This window comes from Streptomyces sp. L500, from assembly GCF_054551825.1.
The window spans coordinates 38828-61202 of the sequence record NZ_JBTOLC010000002.1; the positions used below are offsets into that span (position 1 = coordinate 38828).

Annotated in this window: 19 protein-coding genes; 12 read left to right on the forward strand and 7 right to left on the reverse strand. The window is 72.1% G+C overall.

What is annotated here, in order from left to right; translation table 11 throughout:
• Positions 1 to 2: 2 nt before the first annotated feature.
• Positions 3 to 362, forward strand: coding sequence for a nucleotide pyrophosphohydrolase (locus ACX9I7_RS03085; protein WP_459386413.1), 360 nt, complete (start codon positions 3 to 5; stop codon positions 360 to 362).
• Positions 363 to 481: 119 nt separating this feature from the next.
• Positions 482 to 940, forward strand: a complete 459-nt coding sequence (locus tag ACX9I7_RS03090) for a DUF6099 family protein (protein WP_459386414.1) — start codon at positions 482 to 484, stop codon at positions 938 to 940.
• 20 nt (positions 941 to 960) lie between these two features.
• Here the strand turns inward: ACX9I7_RS03090 and ACX9I7_RS03095 are convergent, their stop codons facing one another.
• On the reverse strand, positions 961 to 1191 hold the full coding sequence (locus ACX9I7_RS03095; RefSeq protein ID WP_459386415.1) for a hypothetical protein: 231 nt from the start codon (positions 1189 to 1191) through the stop codon (positions 961 to 963).
• A gap of 361 nt (positions 1192 to 1552) precedes the next feature.
• Between ACX9I7_RS03095 and mmuM the strand changes: the two genes are divergently transcribed.
• The 7 genes from mmuM (at position 1553) to ACX9I7_RS03130 (ending at position 12726) form a co-directional block, all read left to right on the forward strand.
• Positions 1553 to 2488 (forward strand): homocysteine S-methyltransferase, encoded by a 936-nt coding sequence (gene mmuM / locus ACX9I7_RS03100; RefSeq protein WP_459386416.1) that lies wholly within the window; start codon positions 1553 to 1555, stop codon positions 2486 to 2488.
• A 34-nt stretch (positions 2489 to 2522) separates the two neighbouring features.
• Positions 2523 to 4091, forward strand: a complete 1569-nt coding sequence (locus ACX9I7_RS03105) for a 3' terminal RNA ribose 2'-O-methyltransferase Hen1 (RefSeq protein WP_459386417.1) — start codon at positions 2523 to 2525, stop codon at positions 4089 to 4091.
• Between the two features lie 92 nt (positions 4092 to 4183).
• Positions 4184 to 6826: a polynucleotide kinase-phosphatase gene (locus tag ACX9I7_RS03110; RefSeq protein WP_459386418.1), complete on the forward strand. Its 2643-nt coding sequence runs from the start codon at positions 4184 to 4186 to the stop codon at positions 6824 to 6826.
• 237 nt (positions 6827 to 7063) lie between these two features.
• Positions 7064 to 8296, forward strand: coding sequence for an arginine deiminase (locus ACX9I7_RS03115; protein ID WP_358629387.1), 1233 nt, complete (start codon positions 7064 to 7066; stop codon positions 8294 to 8296).
• Positions 8297 to 8428: 132 nt separating this feature from the next.
• Entirely contained in the window at positions 8429 to 9430 is a 1002-nt protein-coding gene (argF, locus tag ACX9I7_RS03120) for an ornithine carbamoyltransferase (RefSeq protein ID WP_459386419.1), read from the forward strand.
• A gap of 213 nt (positions 9431 to 9643) precedes the next feature.
• Positions 9644 to 10471 carry an enoyl-CoA hydratase family protein gene (locus ACX9I7_RS03125; protein ID WP_387571817.1) on the forward strand — a complete coding sequence of 276 codons (828 nt, stop codon included), beginning with the start codon at positions 9644 to 9646 and terminating at the stop codon, positions 10469 to 10471.
• The gene (locus ACX9I7_RS03130; protein WP_459386420.1) at positions 10456 to 12726 is read left to right on the forward strand and encodes a bifunctional salicylyl-CoA 5-hydroxylase/oxidoreductase; all 2271 of its coding nucleotides are present in this window, start codon (positions 10456 to 10458) and stop codon (positions 12724 to 12726) included. The genes ACX9I7_RS03125 and ACX9I7_RS03130 overlap by 16 nt, the downstream gene beginning before the upstream one ends.
• A gap of 88 nt (positions 12727 to 12814) precedes the next feature.
• Here the strand turns inward: ACX9I7_RS03130 and ACX9I7_RS03135 are convergent, their stop codons facing one another.
• Positions 12815 to 13651, reverse strand: coding sequence for a PaaX family transcriptional regulator (locus ACX9I7_RS03135; RefSeq protein ID WP_387571811.1), 837 nt, complete (start codon positions 13649 to 13651; stop codon positions 12815 to 12817).
• Positions 13644 to 15344, reverse strand: coding sequence for an AMP-binding protein (locus tag ACX9I7_RS03140; RefSeq protein ID WP_459386421.1), 1701 nt, complete (start codon positions 15342 to 15344; stop codon positions 13644 to 13646). The genes ACX9I7_RS03135 and ACX9I7_RS03140 overlap by 8 nt, the downstream gene beginning before the upstream one ends.
• A 149-nt stretch (positions 15345 to 15493) precedes the next feature.
• Between ACX9I7_RS03140 and ACX9I7_RS03145 the strand changes: the two genes are divergently transcribed.
• The 3 genes from ACX9I7_RS03145 (at position 15494) to ACX9I7_RS03155 (ending at position 17857) form a co-directional block, all read left to right on the forward strand.
• Entirely contained in the window at positions 15494 to 16693 is a 1200-nt protein-coding gene (locus ACX9I7_RS03145) for an acyl-CoA dehydrogenase family protein (protein ID WP_459386422.1), read from the forward strand.
• Positions 16690 to 17088, forward strand: coding sequence for a RidA family protein (locus tag ACX9I7_RS03150; RefSeq protein ID WP_358218524.1), 399 nt, complete (start codon positions 16690 to 16692; stop codon positions 17086 to 17088). The genes ACX9I7_RS03145 and ACX9I7_RS03150 overlap by 4 nt, the downstream gene beginning before the upstream one ends.
• A gap of 145 nt (positions 17089 to 17233) precedes the next feature.
• Positions 17234 to 17857 (forward strand): TetR/AcrR family transcriptional regulator, encoded by a 624-nt coding sequence (locus ACX9I7_RS03155; RefSeq protein ID WP_459386423.1) that lies wholly within the window; start codon positions 17234 to 17236, stop codon positions 17855 to 17857.
• A 51-nt stretch (positions 17858 to 17908) separates the two neighbouring features.
• Here ACX9I7_RS03155 and ACX9I7_RS03160 read toward each other — a convergent pair whose 3' ends face one another.
• The 4 genes from ACX9I7_RS03160 to ACX9I7_RS03175 all read right to left on the reverse strand — a co-directional run bounded on the left by ACX9I7_RS03160 (position 17909) and on the right by ACX9I7_RS03175 (position 22242).
• Positions 17909 to 19132 (reverse strand): FAD-dependent oxidoreductase, encoded by a 1224-nt coding sequence (locus ACX9I7_RS03160; protein WP_459386424.1) that lies wholly within the window; start codon positions 19130 to 19132, stop codon positions 17909 to 17911.
• A gap of 156 nt (positions 19133 to 19288) precedes the next feature.
• A complete protein-coding gene (locus tag ACX9I7_RS03165) occupies positions 19289 to 20818 on the reverse strand; it encodes a helix-turn-helix domain-containing protein (protein ID WP_387571796.1) in 1530 nt (509 codons plus the stop codon).
• Positions 20819 to 20917: 99 nt separating this feature from the next.
• Entirely contained in the window at positions 20918 to 21484 is a 567-nt protein-coding gene (locus tag ACX9I7_RS03170) for a Uma2 family endonuclease (protein ID WP_459386425.1), read from the reverse strand.
• A 146-nt stretch (positions 21485 to 21630) separates the two neighbouring features.
• On the reverse strand, positions 21631 to 22242 hold the full coding sequence (locus ACX9I7_RS03175) for a hypothetical protein (protein WP_459386426.1): 612 nt from the start codon (positions 22240 to 22242) through the stop codon (positions 21631 to 21633).
• Positions 22243 to 22375: the final 133 nt, after the last annotated feature.

Sequence of the window (22375 nt, forward strand, 5' to 3'; positions counted from 1 at the left end):
ACGTGCGGACGTTGCAGGACCGGCTGGCGGCCTTCGCCGCGGCACGCGACTGGCAGCAGTTCCACACCCCCAAGAACCTGGTCGCGGCGCTCAGCGTCGAGGCGTCCGAACTGGTCGAGATCTTCCAGTGGCTGACGCCGGAGCAGTCGGCCCGGGTGATGGAGGAACCCTCTACCGCGGCGCGGGTCGAGGACGAGGTCGCGGACGTCCTGGCCTACCTGCTCCAGTTCTGCGAGGTGCTGGGCATCGATGTCCTGGCGGCGCTTTCGGCGAAGATCGACCGAAATGAGCGGCGATTTCCGGCACTGAAGGAGACCGGTGACGGCGTCGCCGATCACGACGGCCGTCACTCTCCGGAGTGATTGAGTTATCCACACCGCATTTGGTATCCACAGATTTCTGAATTCCCCTGGCTTTTCCGGCGGTTAGTCATCACTCTGGGTAGTGAGAGCGGGCGGACGGAAAAGCATGGGGGACGGTCATGGAGGCAGTGCGGCTCATCGTGGCCACTCGGCACGCCCTGGCGCAGGCCAGGGAGGTGCGGGACATCGTCATCGAGGCATGGCAGGCGCAGGCGCTGGCCGAGGCCATCGGCAGCCACCTCGCCCTTCACGGGCCCTTCGAGGCGCGCGCGGCGGCCCTCGGCCTCAGCGAGGCCGGGGCCCGGGCCTCCGGCGCGCTGCGCCAGGCCGCGCTGCGGTCCGGAGGCTTACGAGCGGCGCAGCTCGCCGAAGTTCGCGACCCCTGGGCGGCGTTGACGGACCTCGGAGAGCTCCTGGGCGAGGTAGGCATCGCGCTGGTCGGTGTCGCCGGCGCCTGTGAGGAGGACGCCGTCTACTGGCAGTGCATAGAGGCGATCGACGCCGCCGACGAGACCAGCGACAGGATCGGAGGGCTGCTCAGACGGCTCGCCCTGCGGACGCGAGGCGGTGCGGCATGAGGCGCCCGGGGGAGTGGAGGTCAGTCCGTGCCGGCGCCGCTCCTGGGCGAGGCGGGCTCGGCGGGCTCCTCGGGCTCGTCGTCGACGGCCCGCCGCTCCGACGACTGAAGGTCGGCGTCGAGCTGCGTCAGATCGGCGTTGAGCGCCGCCATCAACTCCTCCATCTGTTGCAGCAGGCCCTTGGGTGCGCCCTGCTGTGGGGAAGCGGCCTGGGTGGGCACGGCCTCGTCGGGCGCGGCTTCCTGGGTCATGATGGCCTCCTCGGCCCTCGCCCTCCCCGAGCGGTCGGGCGGCGTTGCGATCATCGCCTCCGGCAGCGGACACCGGTGCGCGGGCCGGGCGGTCCGGCTCCGCCCGAGCCAACGATCAGCCGGACGCGCCGGACACTGGCGGAGGCTCCGTGGGCCGCCCGGCACGGGGGAATTTCACCCGGCCGGAGTGAGTAGGGGAGGGCGTGAGGCGACCTGTTGACGTCTGTTCGAGCAGGCGGGGCTGAGGTGCGCGGAGGGGGGCGCGATAGTGGGGGGAAGAGGCCCACCCAGCCGCTGGAGGAACACCTTGACGTCCGTCCCTGACACCCCGCCCGGTTCTTTGCCGATGACACCGCCTGACGTGTCCGGTGTGCCGGACGCGCTGCCCGACGCGCTGCCCGGCGCCTCGCTCACGGACGCGCTCGCGCGGGGGCCGCTCGTCCTGGACGGCGGGCTGTCCAATCAGCTGGTGGCCCAGGGCTGTGACCTGTCCGACGAGCTGTGGTCGGCCCGGCTGCTCGCCGACGACCCCGCGCAGATCGAAGCCGCGCACACGGCCTACGTCCGGGCGGGCGCCCAGGTGCTCATCACGGCCAGCTATCAGGCGACTTTCGAGGCGTTCGCGAAAAGGGGAGTGGGAAGGGAGGAGGCGGCCGCGCTGCTGCGGCGAAGCGTCGAGCTGGCGCGCCGGGCGGCCACGCGGGCTGAGCGGGAAGCCTGGGTCGCCGCGTCCGTCGGGCCGTACGGGGCGATGCTCGCGGACGGAAGCGAGTACAGGGGACGGTACGGACTGAGCGTCGCGGAGCTGGAGCGGTTCCACCGGCCACGGATCGAGGTACTGGCCGGGGCCGGGCCGGATGTGCTGGCGCTGGAGACCGTGCCGGACGTGGACGAGGCGCGGGCGCTGCTGCGGGCCGTACGGGGCTGCGGAGTGCCGGTGTGGTTGTCGTACAGCGTCGAGGGCGGGGCCACCAGGGCGGGGCAGCCGCTGGCGGAGGCGTTCGCGGTGGCCGCCGGGAACGACCAGGTAATCGCTGTAGGGGTCAACTGCTGTGCGCCGGGTGATGCGGACCGGGCGGTGGGGATCGCCGCCCGGGTGACGGGGAAACCGGTCGTGGTCTATCCGAACAGTGGGGAGGGATGGGATGCGCGAGCAAAGGACTGGCGGGGGCGTGCGACATTCGATCCCGCGAGGGTCGCGGTCTGGCGGGCCGCCGGGGCCCGGATCGTCGGCGGCTGCTGCCGTGTCGGCCCGGAACGGATCGCGGAGCTGGCCGTGCTACTGGAAAAGCAGTAGGAATCCGGCCAGATGGGCCCGGATAATCGACTGCGTGTTCCTGACGATCAGTACTTCCGGCGATGCCCAGAACCCCGCGACCGACCTCGGATTCCTGCTGCACAAGCACCCCGACAAGGCGCAGTGGTTCTCCACCTCCCATGGCACCGCGCACGTCCTCTACCCCGAGGCCGGTGTGGAGCGCTGCACGGCGGCGCTGCTGCTCGAGGTCGATCCGGTGGCGCTCGTCCGGCGCGGCAAGGGCCGGGGGCGGGGCGGCGCACCCGACTCGGCGCTGGCGCAGTACGTCAACGACCGTCCGTACGCGGCATCCTCACTGCTGGCCGTGGCGATCGGCAGCGTGTTCTCCAGCGCCATCAAGGGACAGTGCGCGGCCCGGCCCGAACTGCCCGAGCGAGCCCGTCCGTTGCGCGTCGAGATTCCGGCGCTGCCGGCCCGAGGGGGTGCCGCGCTCGTGGAGCGGCTCTTCGCGCCGCTGGGCTGGACGGTGACCGCCCGTCCGGTGGCACTGGACGAGCGGTTCCCCGAGTGGGGCGACTCGCGCTATGTGTCGCTGGTTCTGGAGGGGGAGCTGAGGCTGGTCGAGGCGCTGCGGCAGCTGTATGTGCTGCTGCCGGTGCTAGACGACGCCAAGCACTACTGGGTCGCGCCCGACGAGGTGGAGAAGCTGCTGCGCTTCGGCGAGGGTTGGCTGGAAAACCACCCCGAGCAGCGACTGATCACCAGCCGCTACCTCTCCCGACGCTGGGGCCTCACCAGAGACGCCCTCGACCGCCTGGCGCTCGCCCGGCTGGCCGAGGCCGACGACACCGAGGCCGACGAGCTGGACAACGCGGTCGACGAGACGGCGGACACCGAGGAGCGGCCTGTGCCGCTGGCGGTGCAGCGACGTGCGGCGATCCTCGACGCCCTGCGCCGGTCCGGGGCGTCGCGGGTGCTCGACCTCGGCTGTGGCCAGGGACAGCTGGTGGGGGAGCTGCTGAAGGACGCCCGCTTCACCGAGATCGTGGGTGTCGATGTGTCGATACGCGCGCTGAAGGAGGCCTCGCGGCGGCTGCGGCTGGACCGGATGCCGGAGCGGCAGGCGGCCCGTGTGGCGCTGCTCCAGGGCTCCCTCGCCTACACCGACCGCAGGCTCGCGGGCTATGACGCCGCCGTGCTCAGCGAGGTCGTCGAGCACCTGGACCTGCCGAGGCTGCCCGCCCTGGAGTACGCGGTGTTCGGCGCGGCCCGCCCGGCGACGGTCGTCGTGACGACGCCCAATGTGGAGTACAACGTGCGCTGGGAGACCTTGCCGGCCGGGCACGTGCGCCACGCGGACCACCGCTTCGAGTGGACCCGGAAGGAGTTCCGGGCCTGGGCCGAGCGGGTCGCCGAGCGCCATGGGTACACGGTGGAGTTCCTGCCCGTGGGCCCCGACGACCCCGAGGTGGGGCCGCCGACGCAGATGGCCGTCTTCCACAGGCGCGACGACGCGGGAGGGGACGCGGGCAAGAAGGCGAACAGCGATGTGAACGACGTGAATGACGTGAACTACGTCAATGGTGTGAGTGGCAAGCAGCGCGGCACCGACGAGAGCGTGAAGGAGGCGAGGACCGCATGACCGAGGACCGCACAACAGAGAGCCGTACCACGGCGGAAAGCACGGCAGACGGGCGCACGGCAGAAGAACGCACCACGGGAGAAGAACGCACCATGGCAGAACGCACGGCTGAGAAGCGTGTGACCGTGGACGTTCCCGACCTGTCCCTCGTGGTCCTCGTCGGGGCCACCGGATCCGGCAAGTCCACCTTCGCCGCACGGCACTTCAAGCCGACCGAGGTGATCTCCAGCGACTTCTGCCGGGGCCTGGTCAGCGACGACGAGAACGACCAGAGCGCCAGCGAGGACGCCTTCGAGGTCCTGCACTACATCGTCGGCAAGCGCCTCGCGGCCGGCCGGCTGACCGTCGTCGACGCCACCAACGTCCAGTCCGAGCCCCGCAAGGAGCTTGTCGCCCTCGCCCGGGAGCACGATGTGCTGCCCGTCGCGATCGTCCTCGACATCCCCGAGGACGTCTGCGCCGCACGCAACGCCGCCCGGCCCGACCGGGCCGCTCTGCCCCGGCGCGTCATTCAGCGCCACCAGCGCGAGCTGCGGCGTTCCCTGCGTCACCTGGAGCGCGAGGGATTCCGCAAGGTGCACGTCCTGCGGGGCACGGCCCGGACGGACTCCGCCGAGGTCGTGCGCGAGCGCCGCTTCAACGACCTGCGCCACGTCACCGGCCCGTTCGACATCGTCGGTGACATCCACGGCTGCCGTTCCGAGCTGGAGAGCCTGCTGACCCGGCTCGGCTACGACCTCGTGCGTGACGACGCCGGTCGCCCTGTGGACGCCGCGCACCCCGAGGGGCGCACCGCCGTCTTCGTCGGCGACCTCGTCGACCGGGGCCCCGACAGCCCGGGTGTGCTGCGCCTGGTGATGGGCATGGTCGCCGCCGGGCACGCCCTGTGCGTCCCCGGCAACCACGAGAACAAGCTCGGCCGTTTCCTCGGCGGTCGTCAGGTCAAGGTCGCGCACGGCCTCGCCGAGACGATCGAGCAGCTGGAGAGAGAGGCCGAGCAGGACCCGGAGTTCCGGGAGCGGGTACGCGAGTTCATCGGCGGGCTCGTCAGCCACTACGTCCTCGACGGCGGCGCGCTGGTCGTCTGCCACGCGGGGCTGCCCGAGAAGTACCACGGCCGCACCTCCGGCCGGGTCCGCTCGCACGCGCTGTACGGCGACACGACGGGCGAGACCGACGAGTTCGGCCTGCCCGTGCGCTACCCCTGGGCGGAGGACTACCGGGGCCGGGCCGCCGTGGTCTACGGCCACACCCCGACCCCCACGGCCACCTGGCTCAACAACACCATCTGCCTGGACACCGGTGCCGTCTTCGGCGGCAAGCTGACCGCGCTGCGCTGGCCCGAGCGCGAGCTCGTGGACGTGCCGGCCGAGCGCGTCTGGTACGAGCCGCTGCGGCCGCTGGTCAGCGAGGCTCCCGGCGGCGCCGACGGCCGCCCGCTGGACCTCGCCGACGTCACCGGCCGCCGCGTCGTGGAGACCCGGCACCTGGGCCGGGTGGCGGTCAGGGAGGAGAACGCGGCGGCGGCCCTGGAGGTCATGAGCCGCTTCGCCGTCGAGCCCAGCCGGCTGGTGTACCTGCCGCCGACCATGGCCCCCTGCGCCACCTCCAAGGAGGAGGGCTACCTGGAGCACCCCGCGGAGGCTTTCGCCGCCTACCGCGCCGACGGTGTGCGCCAGGTGGTGTGCGAGGAGAAGCACATGGGCTCCCGTGCCGTGGTCCTGGTCTGCCGTGACGCGGAGGTGGCGCGCGAGCGCTTCGGGGTGCCCGAGGGCGTGCCCGGCGCGGTGTACACCCGCACCGGCCGGCCGTTCTTCGACGACACCGAGGTGGCCACCCGTCTCCTGGAGCGGCTGGGCCGCTGTGTGACGGGCGCCGGGCTGTGGGAGGAGCTGACCACCGACTGGCTGCTGCTGGACGCCGAGCTGATGCCCTGGTCCCTCAAGGCCCAGGGACTGCTGCGCAACCAGTACGCGGCCGTGGGCGCGGCCTCCGGCGCGGTCTTCCCGGGCGCGCTCGCGGCCCTGGAGTCCGCCGCCGCCCGGGGCCTGGACGTCGCCGAGCTGCTCGGCCGCCAGCGTGAGCGGGCCGAGGACGCCGAGGCCTTCACGGAGGCGTACCGCCGCTACTGCTGGCCCGTCGGCCCGGCCGAGGGCACCGACGGGGACGTCCTGGACGGGATCCGGCTGGCGCCGTTCCAGATCCTGGCCGCCGAGGGCCGCAGTCTGGCCACCGTCCCGCACGACGAGCAGCTCGCGATGATCGACCGGATCGTGGCGGAGGACACCGTGGCGGAGGACGCGGGTGTCGGCGGCTCCGGCGGGCTGCTCGCCACCACCCGCCGCATCGTCGTCGACACCGGGGACGAGGCGTCCGTCGCCGAGGCCACCCGCTGGTGGCTCGACCTCACCGCCGCCGGTGGCGAGGGCATGGTCGTCAAGCCGCTCCAGGCGTATGTACGCGGGGAGGACGGAAAGCTCGTCCAGCCGGGCATCAAGTGCCGGGGTCGCGAGTATCTGCGGATCATCTATGGGCCCGAGTACACCCGCCCGGAGAATCTGGCCCGGCTGCGCATACGTCACCTCGGTCACAAGCGCTCGCTCGCGCTGCGCGAGTACGCGCTGGGGCTGGAGGCGCTGGATCGGCTGGCGGCCGGGGAGCCGCTGTGGCGGGTCCACGAGGCGGTCTTCGCCGTCCTCGCACTGGAGTCCGAGCCGGTGGATCCCCGGCTCTAGCGACTTGCCTCCGGCGGTTTCGCGGTTCCGGCACTGCGGGCCGGTGGGGGCTGGTCGCGCAGTTCCCCGCGCCCCTTATGGGGCGCGGTCCTGCAGCTGCGGGCCGACCGTGGCTGGTCGCGCCAGCGCGGCGGCAGCCGCATATCGGCACCGTCCCGCGCCCCTTATGGGGCGCGGGGCGGCACTCCGTGCCCCGGTCGCCGAGTGAACGTGGCGGGTTGGGGTCAGGATGGGGGGATGGGATTCCATGTCGATTCCGAGGCCGGGCGGCTGCGCCGCGTCATCCTGCACCGCCCCGACCTGGAGCTGAAGCGGCTCACGCCCTCCAACAAGAACGCTCTTCTCTTCGACGACGTGCTCTGGGTCCGCCGCGCCCGCGCCGAGCACGACGGCTTCGCGGACGTCCTCCGGGAGCGCGGTGTGGAGGTGCACCTCTTCCAGGACCTGCTGGAGGAGAGCCTGCGGTCGCCGGCGGCCCGGGCGCTGGTGCTGGACCGGGTCTTCTACGAGAAGGAGTACGGCCCCCTCGCCACCGACCATCTGCGGGCCGCCTTCGACGGGATGCCGGTCGCCGAGCTGACCTCGTGGCTCGTGGGCGGGATGACCAAGCGCGAGTTCCTGGAGCGGCACAGCGAGCCCGTCTCCGTCCGCTTCCACGTCATGGACCTGGACGACTTCCTGCTCAATCCGCTGCCCAACCACCTCTTCACTCGTGACACCTCGGCCTGGATCTACGACGGGGTGAGCATCAACGCGATGCGCTGGCCCGCCCGTTGGCACGAAACCGTGCACTACGAGGCGGTCTACCGCCACCACCCGCTCTTCGCCCCGGGCGGTTTCCACGTCTGGTGCGAGGGGCAGGCGGCCTACCCCTCCACCATCGAGGGCGGCGATGTGCTGGTCATCGGCGAGGGCGCGGTCCTCATAGGGATGAGCGAGCGGACCACCCCGCAGGCCGTGGAGATGCTGGCCCGGGGCCTGTTCGCGGCCGGGTCGGCGCGGACGATCGTGGCGCTGGACATGCCCAAGCGGCGGGCGTTCATGCACCTCGACACCGTGATGACCATGGTGGACGGCGACACCTTCACCCAGTACGCGGGCCTGGGCATGCTCCGCTCGTACACGATCGAGCCCGGTGTCGGCGAGAGCGATCTCAAGGTCACCGACCACCCGCCGGAGCACATGCACCGCGCGATCGCCGCCGCCCTGGGGCTCGACTCGATCAGAGTGCTGACCGCGCGGCAGGACGTCCACGCGGCCGAGCGTGAGCAGTGGGACGACGGCTGCAACGTGCTGGCGATAGAGCCGGGCGTCGTGGTCGCCTACGAGCGCAACGCGACGACCAACACCTACCTGCGCAAACATGGGATCGAGGTCATCACCATCCCAGGCAGCGAGCTGGGCCGGGGCCGGGGCGGCCCGCGCTGTATGAGCTGCCCGGTCGAGCGGGACCCGGTGCCGGGGGCCTAGCCTCCTGAGCTGGGGCAACCGGGGTGGGGGCCACTCTAGGCTGGCGCATAAGAATGTGGCAGGCTGTATACACTTCCGTTTTTGACCAATGACGGCGCCGCTACAGCCGCTGACGACGTAGGAGCCCACGCCATGGCGACAGACCTCAAGGGCCGCCACCTCCTCAAGGAGACGGACCTCACCGCCGAGGAGTTCCACGGCCTGATCGAACTGGCCGCGGAGCTCAAGGCCGCCAAGCGTACGGGCGCCGAGGAGCGTCGTCTCCAGGGCCGCAACATCGCGCTCGTCTTCGAGAAGACCTCCACCCGGACCCGCTGCGCCTTCGAGGTGGCCGCCGCCGATCAGGGCGCCCACACCACCTACCTCGACCCCCTGGGTTCCCAGATCGGCCACAAGGAGTCCGTCCCGGACACCGCGCGGGTCCTCGGCAGGATGTTCGACGCGATCCAGTACCGGGGCCACGGCCAGGACGTCGTCGAGGAGCTCGCCGCCAACGCGGGGGTGCCCGTCTACAACGGCCTCACCGACGAGTGGCACCCCACCCAGATGCTGGCCGACGTGCTCACCATGACCGAGCACACCGCCAAGCCGCTGGAGCGCGTCGCCTACGCCTACCTCGGCGACGCCCGCTACAACATGGGCAACTCCTACCTCGTCACCGGCGCCCTTCTCGGCATGGACGTCCGGATCGTGGCGCCCAAGGAGCTGTGGCCCGCGCAGGAGATCATCGACGAGGCCGGGCGGCTGGCCGCCGCCAGCGGCGCCCGGGTCACGCTCACGGACGACGTCGCCGAGGGAGTGCGCGGCGCGGACTTCGTCGCCACCGACGTCTGGGTGTCGATGGGCGAGCCCAAGGAGGTCTGGGACGCCCGCATCGCCCTCCTCGCGCCGTACGCCGTCACCATGGACGTCCTGCGCGCGACCGGCAACCCCGCCGTGAAGTTCCTCCACTGCCTGCCCGCCTTCCACGACCTCGGCACCTCCATCGGCCGTGAGATCCACGAGCGCCACGGCCTGACCTCCCTGGAGGTGACCGACGAGGTCTTCGAGTCCGCCCACTCGGTCGTCTTCGACGAGGCCGAGAACCGTATGCACACCATCAAGGCCCTGATGGTGGCGACCCTGGGCCGCTGACCCCCGCCCCACCTCGCACGACCCCGCCGACGACCCGGCCGCTGACCCCGCCGGCGAGTGCGCGATGGAGCGGGGGGGCGGCGGCTCGGGGCGGTGGCTTCAAGCTGCTCCAAGCCGCCCCCGGCTCTATCGCGCACTCGTGACGACAGTCACACAACGGTGATAGCTTCACCGGGCAGGCACCAGCCGTCCGGCTGAAGGAGGCCGCGCTCCATGAGTCCGTTCACCGGCTCCGCGTCCCGCACCGAGGAATGGCGGCACCTGCGCCTGACCCTCGACTCAGGCGTCGCCACCGTCACCCTCGACCGCCCCGACCGGCTCAACGCCCTCACCTTCGGCGCCTACGCCGACCTGCGCGACCTCCTCCCGGAACTGGCCCGCGACGGATCCGTACGCGCCCTGGTCCTCGGCGGCGAGGGGCGCGGCTTCTGCTCCGGCGGCGACGTCGACGACATCATCGGCGCGACCCTCGCCATGGACACCGCCCGTCTCCTCGACTTCAATCGCATGACCGGCCAGGTCGTCCGGGCCCTGCGCGACTGCCCCTTCCCCGTGGTCGCCGCCGTGCACGGGGTCGCGGCCGGCGCCGGCGCGGTTCTCGCGCTCGCCGCGGACTTCCGCGTCGCCGACCCGACAGCGCGCTTCGCCTTCCTCTTCACCAGGGTCGGCCTCTCCGGCGGCGACATGGGCGCCGCCTACCTCCTGCCCCGCGTCGTCGGCCTCGGCCACGCCACCCGGCTGCTGATGCTCGGCGAACCCGTCCACGCCGCCGAAGCCGAACGCATCGGCCTCATCAGCCAATTGACGGAACCCGGCGGCGCGCCCACCGCCGCCCAGGACCTCGCGCGCCGGCTCGCCGACGGGCCCGCCCTCGCCCACGCCCAGACCAAGGCCCTGCTCAACGCCGAACTCGACATGTCCCTCGCCGCCTCCATCGAACTCGACGCCGCCACCCAGGCCCTGCTGATGCACAGCGCCGACTACGCCGAGTTCCACGCCGCCTTCACCGAGAAGCGGCCTCCCGCGTGGCGGGGCCGGTGACCGCCCCGGCGGTGGCCCGCGTTGCGGTCGTCGGCGGCGGCCCCGCCGGCCTCTACGCGGCCGCCCTGCTCAAACGCCAGGCGCCCGAACGCGACATCACCCTCTGGGAACGCAACGCCCCCGACGACACCTTCGGCTTCGGCGTCGTCCTCTCCGACGAGACCCTCGACGGCATCGAGACCGCCGACCCCGTCTTACGGGCCGCCCTGCGCCGCGAATTCGTCAGCTGGGAGGATGTCGACGTCGTCCACCGGGGCCGCACCGTCACCTGTGGCGGCCACGGCTTCGCCGCCCTCGGCCGCCACCGCCTCCTCGCCCTCCTCCACCAGCGCTGCCTCGACCTCGGCGTCACCATCCGCTTCCGCGCGCAGGCGCCGCCCGCCGCCGAACTAGCCCGCTCCTACGACCTCGTCATCGCCGCCGACGGCGCGGGCAGCCGCACCCGCGAGACCCACCGCGACCACTTCCGTCCCACCATCACCAGCCACCGCTGCCGCTATATCTGGCTCGCCACCGACTTCGCCCTCGACGCCTTCCGCTTCGAGATCGCCGAGACCCCGTACGGCGTCATGCAGCTCCACGCCTACCCCTTCGCCCCGGACGCCAGCACCGTCATCGTCGAGATGCGGGAGGAGGTGTGGCGCCGCACCGGCCTGGACGGCCGCGACGAGCAGGCGTCGCTCGACGCCTGCGCCGGCTGGTTCCCCGGGCCGCTGAAGGGCCACGCCCTGCGCTCCAACCGCTCCACCTGGAACGTCTTCCGCACGGTCGTCAACGAGCGCTGGTCCCACGGTCGTACGGTCCTGCTGGGGGACGCCGCCCACACCGCCCACTTCTCCATCGGCTCCGGCACCAAGCTCGCCCTTGAGGACGCCGTCTCCCTCGCCGCGCATCTGGACGGCGCCACGAGCGTCACCGAGGCGCTGGCGGCGTACGAGGAGGAGCGCCGCCCCGTCGTCGAGTCCCTGCAGCGGGCGGCCCGCGCCAGCATGGAGTGGATGGAGGACCTCGCCGTCCGCGTCGGCGGGCCGCCCCGCCGGTTCGTCTTCGACCTCCTCACCCGCAGCCGCCGCGTCACCCATGACAACCTCCGGCTGCGCGATCCCGGCTTCGTCGCCGCCGTCGAGGAGGAGGCGGGCGTTCCGGCCGGTACCCCGCCGATGTTCACGCCCTTCCGGCTGCGCGGGCTGACCCTGCGCAACCGCGTCGTCGTCTCCCCGATGGACATGTACTCCGCCACGGACGGCACTCCGGGCGACTTCCACCTCGTCCACCTCGGCGCCCGCGCGCTCGGTGGGGCGGGGCTGGTGATGACCGAGATGGTCTGCGTGAGCGCCCAGGGGCGCATCACACCGGGGTGCACGGGGATGTACGCGCCGGAGCACGAGCGGGCGTGGGGGCGTGTCGTCGGTTTCGTCCACGAGCGGGCCCCCGGCACGGCCATCGGGCTCCAGCTCGGCCACTCCGGGCGGAAGGGGTCGACGCGGCTGATGTGGGAGGGCATCGACCAGCCGCTCCCCGAGGGGAACTGGCCCCTCGTCGCCCCCTCGGCCATTCCGTACCGCCCTGGCGTCAATCAGACGCCGCACGCCTTGACCATTGACGAACTCGCCGTTGTGCGGGATGAGTTCGTGCGGTCGGCGGAGGCGGCGGCGCGTGCCGGGTTCGATCTGCTGGAGCTGCACTGCGCGCACGGCTATCTGCTGTCCGGCTTCCTTTCGCCGCTCACCAATCACCGCACGGACGCTTACGGCAGCGGTATCACCGGTCGGCTGGCCTTTCCGCTGGAGGTTTTCGAGGCCGTGCGGGAGGTGTGGCCGGCCGAGCGGCCGATGACCGTCCGGATCTCGGCGACGGACTGGGCCGAGGGCGGTACGACCGCGGACGACGCCGTCGCCATCGCCCGGGCCTTCGCCGAGCACGGCGCGGACGCGATCGACGTCTCGACCGGGCAGGTCGTGCCGGACGAGCGGCCCGCGTTCGGCCGCTCGTACCAGACGCCGTTCGCGGATCGCATCCGCAACGAGGTGGGGGTGCCGGTGATCGCCGTCGGGGCGATCGCGTCCTGGGACGACGTCAATTCGCTGATTCTGGCGGGGCGGGCGGATCTTTGCGCGTTGGGGCGGCCGCATTTGTACGATCCGCACTGGACGTTGCACGCGGCGGCGGAGCAGGGGTATTCGGGGCCCGGTGCGCCGTGGCCCTTGCCCTACCGGGCGGGGAGTCGGAGGCCGCCCACGGGGCGGCGGGTGTAGGGGCGGCAGCGCCCCGGGTTTGCGGGCAGGCGTTCCGCAGGGCGGAACGGGTGGGTGCGAACCCGGCCGCCGGGCCGCACCCGCCCCGTTACGCCAGCGCCGGGGCCACGAAGCGTTCTCCCGCGTCCCTCAGCCGCGCGTGCAGGGCCGCGAAGACGCGGGCCGCGCGCCCCCCGGGCCAGTCCGGGGGGAGCAGGCCCGCCGGCAGGCCCGGGTCCGCGTACGGGAGGCGGCGCCAGCGGTCCAGGGCCAGGAGGTAGTCGCGGTAGGCCGCCTCCGGCGGCACCGGCTTGCGGCGGGCCCAGCGGCGGAGGACCGGTTCGTGGGCGTCCAGGAACGCGCGGTGCTGGGCGGCCAGCGCGTCGAGGTCCCACCAGCGGGCGACCGACTCGGCGGTCGGCTCGAAGCCCAGGTGGCTGCCGCGGAACAGGTCGACGTAGGAGGCCAGTCCGAGCCGCTCCAGGGTGTGCCGGGTCTCCTCGTGCACATGGGCGGGGGCGATCCACACACCGGGGGCCGCCGTGCCGAAGCCGAGCCGGGAGAGCCGGGAGCGCAGCAGGTGGCGCTTGTGGCGTTCGTGTTCGGGCACGGAGAAGACGGCCAGCAGCCAGCCGTGGCCCGTACGGGCCGAGGGGCGGCCGTAGATGCGCCGGTCGCCGTCGTCCAGCAACTGCCGGGCGCCTTCTGACAGGCCGTAGCCCGCCGCGCCGGCGGGGGTGCGGCCTGCCACGAGCAGACCGCGTCTCTTGAGCCGGGAGACGGCCGACCGCACCGAGGGCGAGTCCACGCCCACCGCCCCCAGCAGCCGGATCAGGGCCGCGATCGGCACCGGCCCGGCGGGGCGGCCGGCGTCCCCGCGCCCGTACGCGCCGTAGAAGGTGACGATGAGGGAGCGGGGGGTGTGAAGCGGTTGCTGGTCAGTCACGGGGAAACTGTAAAGCTCCGGAACGCAGCCGAAAGCGCTGTAATTTGCCCGTGGGCGTGCGGGGAAGGGCGGGGAGGAACACGATCTCGCGAGGGCACTTGTACGGAACGATCTCCTTTTTGGTGAACTCCCGTAGCTCCGCGACCGTTTCCTCCGTGGGCGGCACCCCCTCCCGCAGGACGACGTGGGCGACGACGATCTGCCCGCGCCGCTCGTCCGGGCGGCCGACGACAGCCGCCTCCAGGACGTCGGGATGGCGCAGCAGGGCCTCCTCGACCTCGGGGCCGGCGATGTTGTGACCGGCCGAGATGATCATGTCGTCGGCGCGGGCCACGAAGCGGAAGTAGCCGTCCGGCTCGCGGACATAGGTGTCGCCGGTGAGGTTCCAGCCGTCGCGCACGTACACGCGCTGCCGTTCGTCGGCGAGGTAGCGGCAGCCGGTGGGGCCGCGCACGGCCAGCAGGCCGGGTTGCCCGTCGGGTACGGGCGCGCCGTCCGGGCCGACGACGCGCGCCTCGTAGCCGGGGACGGGGAGGCCGGTCGCGCCGGGGCGGATGCGGTCGTCGGCGGCGGAGATGAAGACGTGCAGCATTTCGGTGGCGCCGATGCCGTTGATCAGGCGTAATCCCGTCGCGCGCCGCCACGCGTGCCAGAGCTCGGCGGGCAGGTGCTCGCCCGCGGAGACGCACCGGCGGAGGGACGACACGTCGTACGGGCCGAGGGTCTCCAACATCGCCCGGTAGGCGGTCGGCGCGGTGAACAGGACGGAGACGCGGTGCCGTTGGACGTCGGCGAGCAGGCGCTCGGGGCCGCCCCAGTCGGTCAGCACGGTGGACGCCCCGGCGTGCAGCGGGAAGACGAGGAGACCGCCGAGGCCGTAGGTGAAGCCGAGCGGTGGGCTGCCGGCGAAGACGTCGTCCGGGCGGGGGCGCAGTACGCACGTCGAGAAGGTGTCGGCGATGGCGAGGACGTCGCGGTGGAAGTGGACGCATCCCTTGGGCTGTCCGGTGGTTCCGGAGGTGAAGGCGATGAGGGCGACGTCGTCGGCGGAGGTGTCCACAGCGCCGTAGGATGCGGGTTTATTTGCCGAGAGCCGCAGAAGGTCGTCCGGTGCGTTCCCGCCGTACAGCGTGAGGCGTAAGTCCGGTATGTCCGCCGCACGGAGGTCACCGGCCGCCCGGGCGTCGCACAGGGCGTGCCGGACGCGTGCGATGCGGCAGACGGTGGCCAGTTCGTGCGGGCGCTGCGCGGCCAGGACGGTCACCGCCACCGCGCCCGCCTTGAGCACGGCCAGCCAGCAGGCCGCCAGCCAGGGCGTGGTGGGGCCGCGCAGCAGCACCCTGTTGCCGGGCACGACGCCCAGGTCCTCGGTGAGGACGTGCGCGATCCGGTCGACGTGCTCCTTGAGCAGTCCGTACGACCAGACGACGCCGGCCCCGGATCCGTCCCCGGCTCCATCCCCGGCCCCGGATCCGTTCCCGGCTCCGGGTGCGCCCCCGCCACGGATGGCCGGTCGCCCGGGGCCCAGCCGGTCCACCGTGGCGTCCAGCAGGCGCTCGGCGCAGTTGAGGCGGTCGGGGTAGCGCAGGTCCGGGGCGCCGGGGAGGTCGAAGCGGAGTTCCGGCCACTGGGCGACGGGCGGGAGGTGGTCGCGCGGGAAGGTGTCGATATGGGCCGATGGCATGAGCTCCATCGCGGATGCGCCCCCTCGTCGACGGAATCGCCGGAGAAATCGGAGGTGAACGGAGGTCTTGCCAGCGACGCGGATCCACTGTCAGCGTAACGAGGCGGTGACGGCAGTCAATAGAGCGCGATAAACCACGCGAGAGAAGGGTGGGTCGGATGGCCACACCGTTCACAGGGGAGGGGGAGCGGCGCAAGGGCTCCGTGGAACTGCGCGCGCTCGCCGCCCGCCGCTTGCGCCCCGTCGCGGACCGGGGCGCTCCCGGCAAGGTCAACAGGCCGCTCCTCGCGACGCTCGGCGAACTCGGCCTGCTCTCCCGGGTGGTGCCCCTCGCCGGTCCCGTACGCGCCCAGGACCTGTGCCTGTTGCGCGAATCGCTGGCGTACGCCTGCACGGAGGCCGAGACGGCCCTCGCCCTGCAGGGCCTCGGCGCCCACCCCGTCGTCGCGCAGGGCACCCGGGCGCAGCGGGCGCGCTGGCTGCCGGAGGTCGCCGCGGGGCGCGCCGTGGCCGCGTTCGCACTGAGCGAGCCGGGCGCGGGCTCGGACGCGGCCGCCCTGGAGCTGCGCGCGGAGCCGACCGGGGTGGGAGGGGCGGTCGGGGCAGGCGGATCTTTGCGCGTTGGGTCGGCCTCGTCGGGCTGGCGGCTGCATGGTGAGAAGCGCTGGATCTCCAACGCCCCGCAGGCTGACGTCTACACCGTCTTCGCCCGTACGGGCCCGGGGACCCGGGCCGCCGGGGTCACCGCCTTCCTCGTCCCCGCCGACCGCCCCGGCCTCGGCGGGGAGCCGCTGGAGATGCTCGGCCCGCACCCCGTGGGCACGCTCACCTTCGACGGCGTGCCCGTGGGCCCCGGCGACGTCGTCGGCGAGGTGGGCCGGGGCTTCCGGCTGGCCATGGCCACCCTCGATCTGTTCCGGCCCAGCGTCGGGGCCTTCGCTGTCGGAATGGCCCGGTCCGCCCTGGACGCCTCGGTGGCCCACGCGGGGGAACGCCAGGCGTTCGGCGGCCCGCTGAAGGACCTCCAGGCCGTCTCCCACCTGCTCGCCGAGATGGCCACCCGCACCGAGGCGGCCGCCCTGCTCGTCCAGGCGGCCGCCGCGGCCTACGACGCGGGGGAGCCGGGCGTGGCCGCGCGCTCGGCGATGGCCAAGCTCTTCGCCACCGAGACCGCCCAGTACGTCGTCGACTCCGCGGTCCAGATCCACGGCGCCCGCGCCCTGGCCCACGGCCACCTCCTGGAGCACCTCTACCGGGAGGTGCGCGCGCCCCGGATCTACGAGGGGGCGAGCGAGGTCCAGCGCACGATCATCGCGAAGGAGCTGTTCCGGGCGGCGGGCGCGGGGGCCTCCCCGTGAGCCTGGAGCGGATCGACCCCGCCGGGCTCGCGCCGGCGCGCGGCTTCAGCCACGCCGTCGCCGCCACGGGCGGTCGGCTGGTCCTCCTGGCGGGGCAGACCGCGCTCGACGCGGCCGGCACGGTCGTGGCGGGCGGCCTGCCGGAGCAGTTCGAGCGGGCCCTGACCAATCTCCTGGCCGCCCTCCGGGCCGCCGGGGGCGGGCCGGAGCACCTGGCCCGGGTGACCGTCTACGCGACGGACGTGGGCGCGTACCGGGCGCACGCCCGTGAACTCGGACGGATCTGGCGGCGTCTGGCGGGCCGCGAGTACCCGGCGATGGCCGTCGTCGGCGTGGTCCGGCTCTGGGACGAGGAGGCGATGGTGGAGCTGGACGGGCTGGCCGTGCTGCCCTGACGAAGGTGCCGGGTGGCGGTGCCCGCCGTTCTGACGGGCGGGGGCGCCCGGCGGCCGTGCTGCTGGGGTCGGGGCGCCCGGTGTACCGTTTGCAGCGGTTCGCGAAACTGTTCGTGGAATCAGCGAGAGCAAAGGCGGCGTGTCGATGGCCCCTCGTCGGAGTGCCGACCCCCAGGCCCTGACCTTCACCGAGCGGGCCCGGCGGCAGCAGATCGTCGAGTGCACCATCGACTTGATCTCCACCAAGGGCTATCCGGCCACCTCGCTCTCCGCGATCGCCGAGGCGGCCGGCATCTCCAAGGCCGCCGTCCTCTACCACTTCTCGTCGAAGGACAACCTCGCCCGGATCACGTTCGAGCACGTGCTGGAGGGCTTCAGGGCCTACGTCCACGAGCGGGTGGAGCGCGAGACCGAGCCGTGCGCCGCGATCGTCGCGTACGTCCGCGCGATGATCTCGTACCAGCAGGCCAACCGCCGCCACGTCCGTGTCATCACCGAGATGCTCCTCGACGACGAGGGCGGCACCCGGCTCAAGAATCCGGGCTCCCACGACAGCCACGACCGCCTGGGCCACCTGGCCGGTCTCCTGGCCCGCTGCCAGGAGACCGGCCAGGTGCGCGCCTTCGACCCCGTGACCGTGGCGCTCGCGATCGGCGGGGCGATCGACGGTGTGATCTCCCACTGGCTCGTCCACCCCGATTACGACCTCGACGCCGCGGCCGACGAGCTGGAGACGTTCGCGCTCAGCGCGATCCGGCGCCAGGACTGACCCCCGTACGGTCCCGGCAGGCAGGCGTCTCCGTCAGCGCGGAGTTGTCCGTCAGCGCCGGGCGAAGGCGGGTACGCGCTCCGGACGTATGCCGACCCCGCCCAGATACCCGGACACCGTCCGCAGCACCGGTACGCGCCGCATCAGCCGGACCGGCACCGGCAGCCGGTCGGGGCCGAGCGTGCCGTCGAGGATGGGCCGCAGCATGGCCTCGTGTTCGGCGATCTGCGACCGCTGGATGACGGCGACCGGGAGCAGCCGTCGCTTCTGCAGCCGCTCCAGGTCGTGCACGCAGACCGAGCCGTTCCGCAGCGGCTCCGCGAGGATCCGTCCGGCCGCCACGGCGTCCTGCACCGCGAGGTTGACGCCGACGCCGCCCGTCGGCGACATGATGTGGGCCGAGTCCCCGATGCAGAGCAGCCCCGGCCGGTACCAGCGCCGCAGCCTGCCCATGGTCACGTCGAGCAGCTTCACGTCGTCCCACGAGCGGATCGTGTCCGTGACCTCCTCGCCCCAGCCGAACAGGTCGCCGAGCCGGGCCCGGAACCACTCGATCCCGTTGGCCCGCAGCTCCCGGTCGGTGCCCTTCTTGATGAGGTAGGACGTCTGGTAGTAATCGCCCCGGTCCGTCGTCGCGGCGAACTGCCCGTCCTTGGCGCGCATGAAGATCGCGCCTTCCTTGGTGTCGTCGGACTGCGCGGGCACCTTGATCTGCCAGACGTCCATGGGGACGTCGACGTAGTCGGGCCGCAGCCCCGCCAGCTCGCGGACCAGCGAGTCACGGCCGTCGCAGGCGACCGTGAGATCCGCCGCGATCTCCCCGGTGGCGCCGTCCGCGTCCTCGTAGCGCACGCCGGTGACCCGGCCGCCCTCGGTGAGGAGGCCCGTGACGGCCGTGCGCGTCCGCAGGGTGAAGGACGGCTCCTCGGCGGCCGCGCTCGCGAGCAGGTCGAGGAAGTCCCACTGCGGGACCATGGCGATGTGCTTGTGCGGGCCCGGGATGCGCCGCAGGTCGCTCAGGGTCACGACCGTGTCGCCGATGTGCATCCGGACCAGGTCCAGTTTGCGGGACGGGAGCCGTGCGAACCGTTCGCCCAGGCCGAGTTCGTCGAGCAGGCGCAGTGTCGACGGGTGGACCGTGTCGCCGCGGAAATCCCGCAGGAAGTCCTTGTGCTTCTCCAGCACGGTCACCTCGACGCCGGCCCTGGCGAGCAGCAGGCCGAGCATCATGCCCGCGGGACCGCCACCCACCACACAGCACGTCGTGCGTTCCATGTCTTTTCCGCTCCCCTCACGGTGGACGCCTGACTGACCATGCGGTCAGCTGTCTGACCGCTCGGTCAGTCCGGAGTCTACGACAGGCGGGAACGCGAGAGCCCGGCGCGTCCGTCCGAACGGGTGCGCCGGGCTCGTGGCTTGGGCGGGGGCGGGTCAGATGTCCCGGAACGTCTCGATCTGGGCGCCGATGGAGTTGAGGCGCTCGGCCAGATCCTCGTAACCGCGGTTGATGACATAGACGTTGCGCAGCACCGAGGTGCCCTCGGCGGCCATCATCGCCAGCAGTACGACCACGGCGGGGCGCAGCGCCGGCGGGCACATCATCTCGGCCGAGCGCCAGCGGGTGGGGCCCTCGACCAGGACCCGGTGGGGGTCGAGGAGCTTGACGTCCGCGCCGAGGCGGTTGAGGTCGGTGAGGTAGATGGCGCGGTTGTCGTAGACCCAGTCATGAATGAGGGTCTGGCCCTGGGCGAACGCGGCGATGGCCGCGAAGAACGGCACGTTGTCGATGTTCAGGCCCGGGAACGGCATCGGGTGGATCTTGTCGATCGGCGCCCGCAGCTTGGAGGGGCGCACGGTCAGGTCGAGCAGCCGCGTGCGGCCGTTGTCGGCGCGGTACTCGGGGCTGCGCTCGTGGTCGAGGCCCATCTCCTCCAGGACGGCGAGCTCGATCTCCATGAACTCCACCGGCACCCGGCGGATCGTCAGCTCCGACTCCGTCACCACGGCGGCGGCGAGCAGGCTCATGGCCTCGACCGGGTCCTCGGAGGGCGCGTAGTCGACGTCGCGGTCGATGGTGGCCACGCCGTGCACGGTGAGCGTGGTGGTGCCGACGCCCTCGACCCGCACGCCCAGCTCCTCCAGGAAGAAGCAGAGGTCCTGGACCATGTAGTTGGAGCTGGCGTTGCGGATGACCGTCACGCCGTCATGACGGGCGGCGGCCAGCAGGGCGTTCTCGGTGACGGTGTCCCCGCGCTCGGTCAGCACGATGGCGCGCGTGGGGGAGACGGAACGATCCACCTGGGCGTGGTACGTGCCGTCGGTGGCCGTGACCTCCAGGCCGAAGTGCCGAAGCGCCGTCATGTGCGGCTGGACGGTACGGGTGCCGAGGTCGCAGCCGCCGGCGTAAGGGATCTTGAAGTGGTCCATGCGGTGGAGCAGCGGACCCAGGAACATGATGACGCTACGGGTGCGGCGGGCGGCCTCGGTGTCCATCGCGCCCAGGTCGAGCTCGGCGGACGGCACGATCTCGAGGTCGTTCCCGTCGTTGATCCACCGGTGCCGCACGCCGATGCTGGCGAGCACCTCGAGGATCCGGTAGACCTCCTCGATCCGCGCCACGCGCCGCAGGGTGGTGCGCCCGGCGTTGAGCAGCGTGGCGCACAGCAGGGCCACGCAGGCGTTCTTGCTCGTCTTGACGTCGATCGAACCGGAGAGCCGGCGCCCGCCGACGACGCGGAGATGCATCGGTCCGGCGTATCCGAGGGAGACGATCTCGCTGTCGAGGGCCTCACCGATGCGGGCGATCATATCAAGACTGATGTTCTGATTTCCCCGCTCAATGCGGTTGACCGCGCTCTGGCTGGTCCCGAGCGCGTCCGCCAGCTGTGACTGGGTCCAGCCGCGGTGCTGCCGGGCGTCGCGGATGAGCTTGCCGATACGGCCGAGGTAGGCGTCTGTCATGAGTCAGACGGTATCTCAGATATGAGATTCCTTCCGCATGCGCCATGGCCTGTCCACGCGTTCTGCTCCTATCCGAACAATCGGACAGGAGTATGGAAATCAGAAGTCCGACGTGTCGAGCTCCAGGTCGAAGGGGGTGGGGAGGTGGAGGGGCGTGCCGAAGGGGTGGGGGCCGCTGACCTTTGTGTAGCCGAGCTTGCCGGGCTCGCCGAAGAGGGTGCAGGACTGCTCCTGGCGGTCGACCAGGAGGTACAGGGGGGCGCCGAACTCGGCGTAGCGGCGGCGCTTGACGATGCGGTCGGTGTCGCCGTTGGAATCCGAGGTGACTTCGACGACCAGTAGGGTCTGGTCGGGGAGAACCGCATCGGCGTCTTCGAGCTGTTCAGGGATGACGGCCATGTCGGGGATGAACCAGTTGGGGGTTCCTGGCAGGTCGACGTTGCCTGCGCCGACCGTGCAGCCGAGCTTGTCGGTTGTCGGCTCGATCTGCCTGCGGATCTTCTTGATGGCCTTCTCGTGGCCCCAGGTCGGCGACATGAGCTGGATGACCCCCTCCACGATCTGAGCACGATTGCCCTTGACGTGCTGGATCGCGTACTTGAGTGCGGTTTCGGGGTCGTCGGCTGAGTATGTGCGCGGCTGCGGGTGAATCGGTTGCGTGCTCACGGGTCCTCCTGCGGGCATCGAGACTGCAGCATGACGACTGTCCACGGTCTACGGCAATCCGCTTCGGCAGACGGCTCGTTCGGCTCAACCGTCACCCGAACTGGTGAACCACCCCCACGTGTTCGGCGAGACCTGCCGCCCGTCGGTCAGCCCACCGGCGTCCTGTCCCTGAGGGTGTAGCCGCCCGCCACGACCGTCGCGTCGGGGGCCGGGGCCATGCACTTCTTCAGGGGGAGCTCCCCCTTCTCCGTTCCTCCCGACAGCCCGATCCGGCTCGGGCCGCCGTTCCCGTCGGCGACGTCGGCGACGTCGGCGACGTAGAAGCTCACGCCCATGCGTACGTGCCGCTTCAGGTAGCCCGCCTTCTCCCAGGGGCCGCCGGGGTCGGTGCGGACGAGCCTGCCGGTCACGGTCGCCACCGGGCCGCCGGTGGTCAGGCAGTCGACGGCGAATTCACCCCAGTGGTCGGACGCGGGCTCCCCGTTCATGGCGTCCGTGTGGTGCGAGACGCGGAAGGTGCCCTCGGAGCGTACGGGGAGGTGGCCCACCCCGTAGAAGGCGCGGGCGTCGACGGTGACGCGGATGTCGTTGCCGGGCACGGGGTGGTCCATGCGGCCCGTCCCCGTGAGGCTGGAGGTGCTCGTGATCCGCGGCTCACCACCGGAGGGGCTCGCCGCCACGGCGGGGACGGCGGCCGGGGCGGTCAGCGCTGCCGCGAGGGCGAGGAGGGTGAGCGTGCGAGGGGCCCGTATGGACATGGGGATCTCCGGTTCTGGAGCGGATCGGGAACGGCCGGGGTCGATCCTGGCCACCAGGGCGTTCCCGGCCGTCGCTCCCCGGGACGAGATCGCGGGGCCCGCCTCCGCCGCGCGGCGGAGGTGCCGTCGGCCA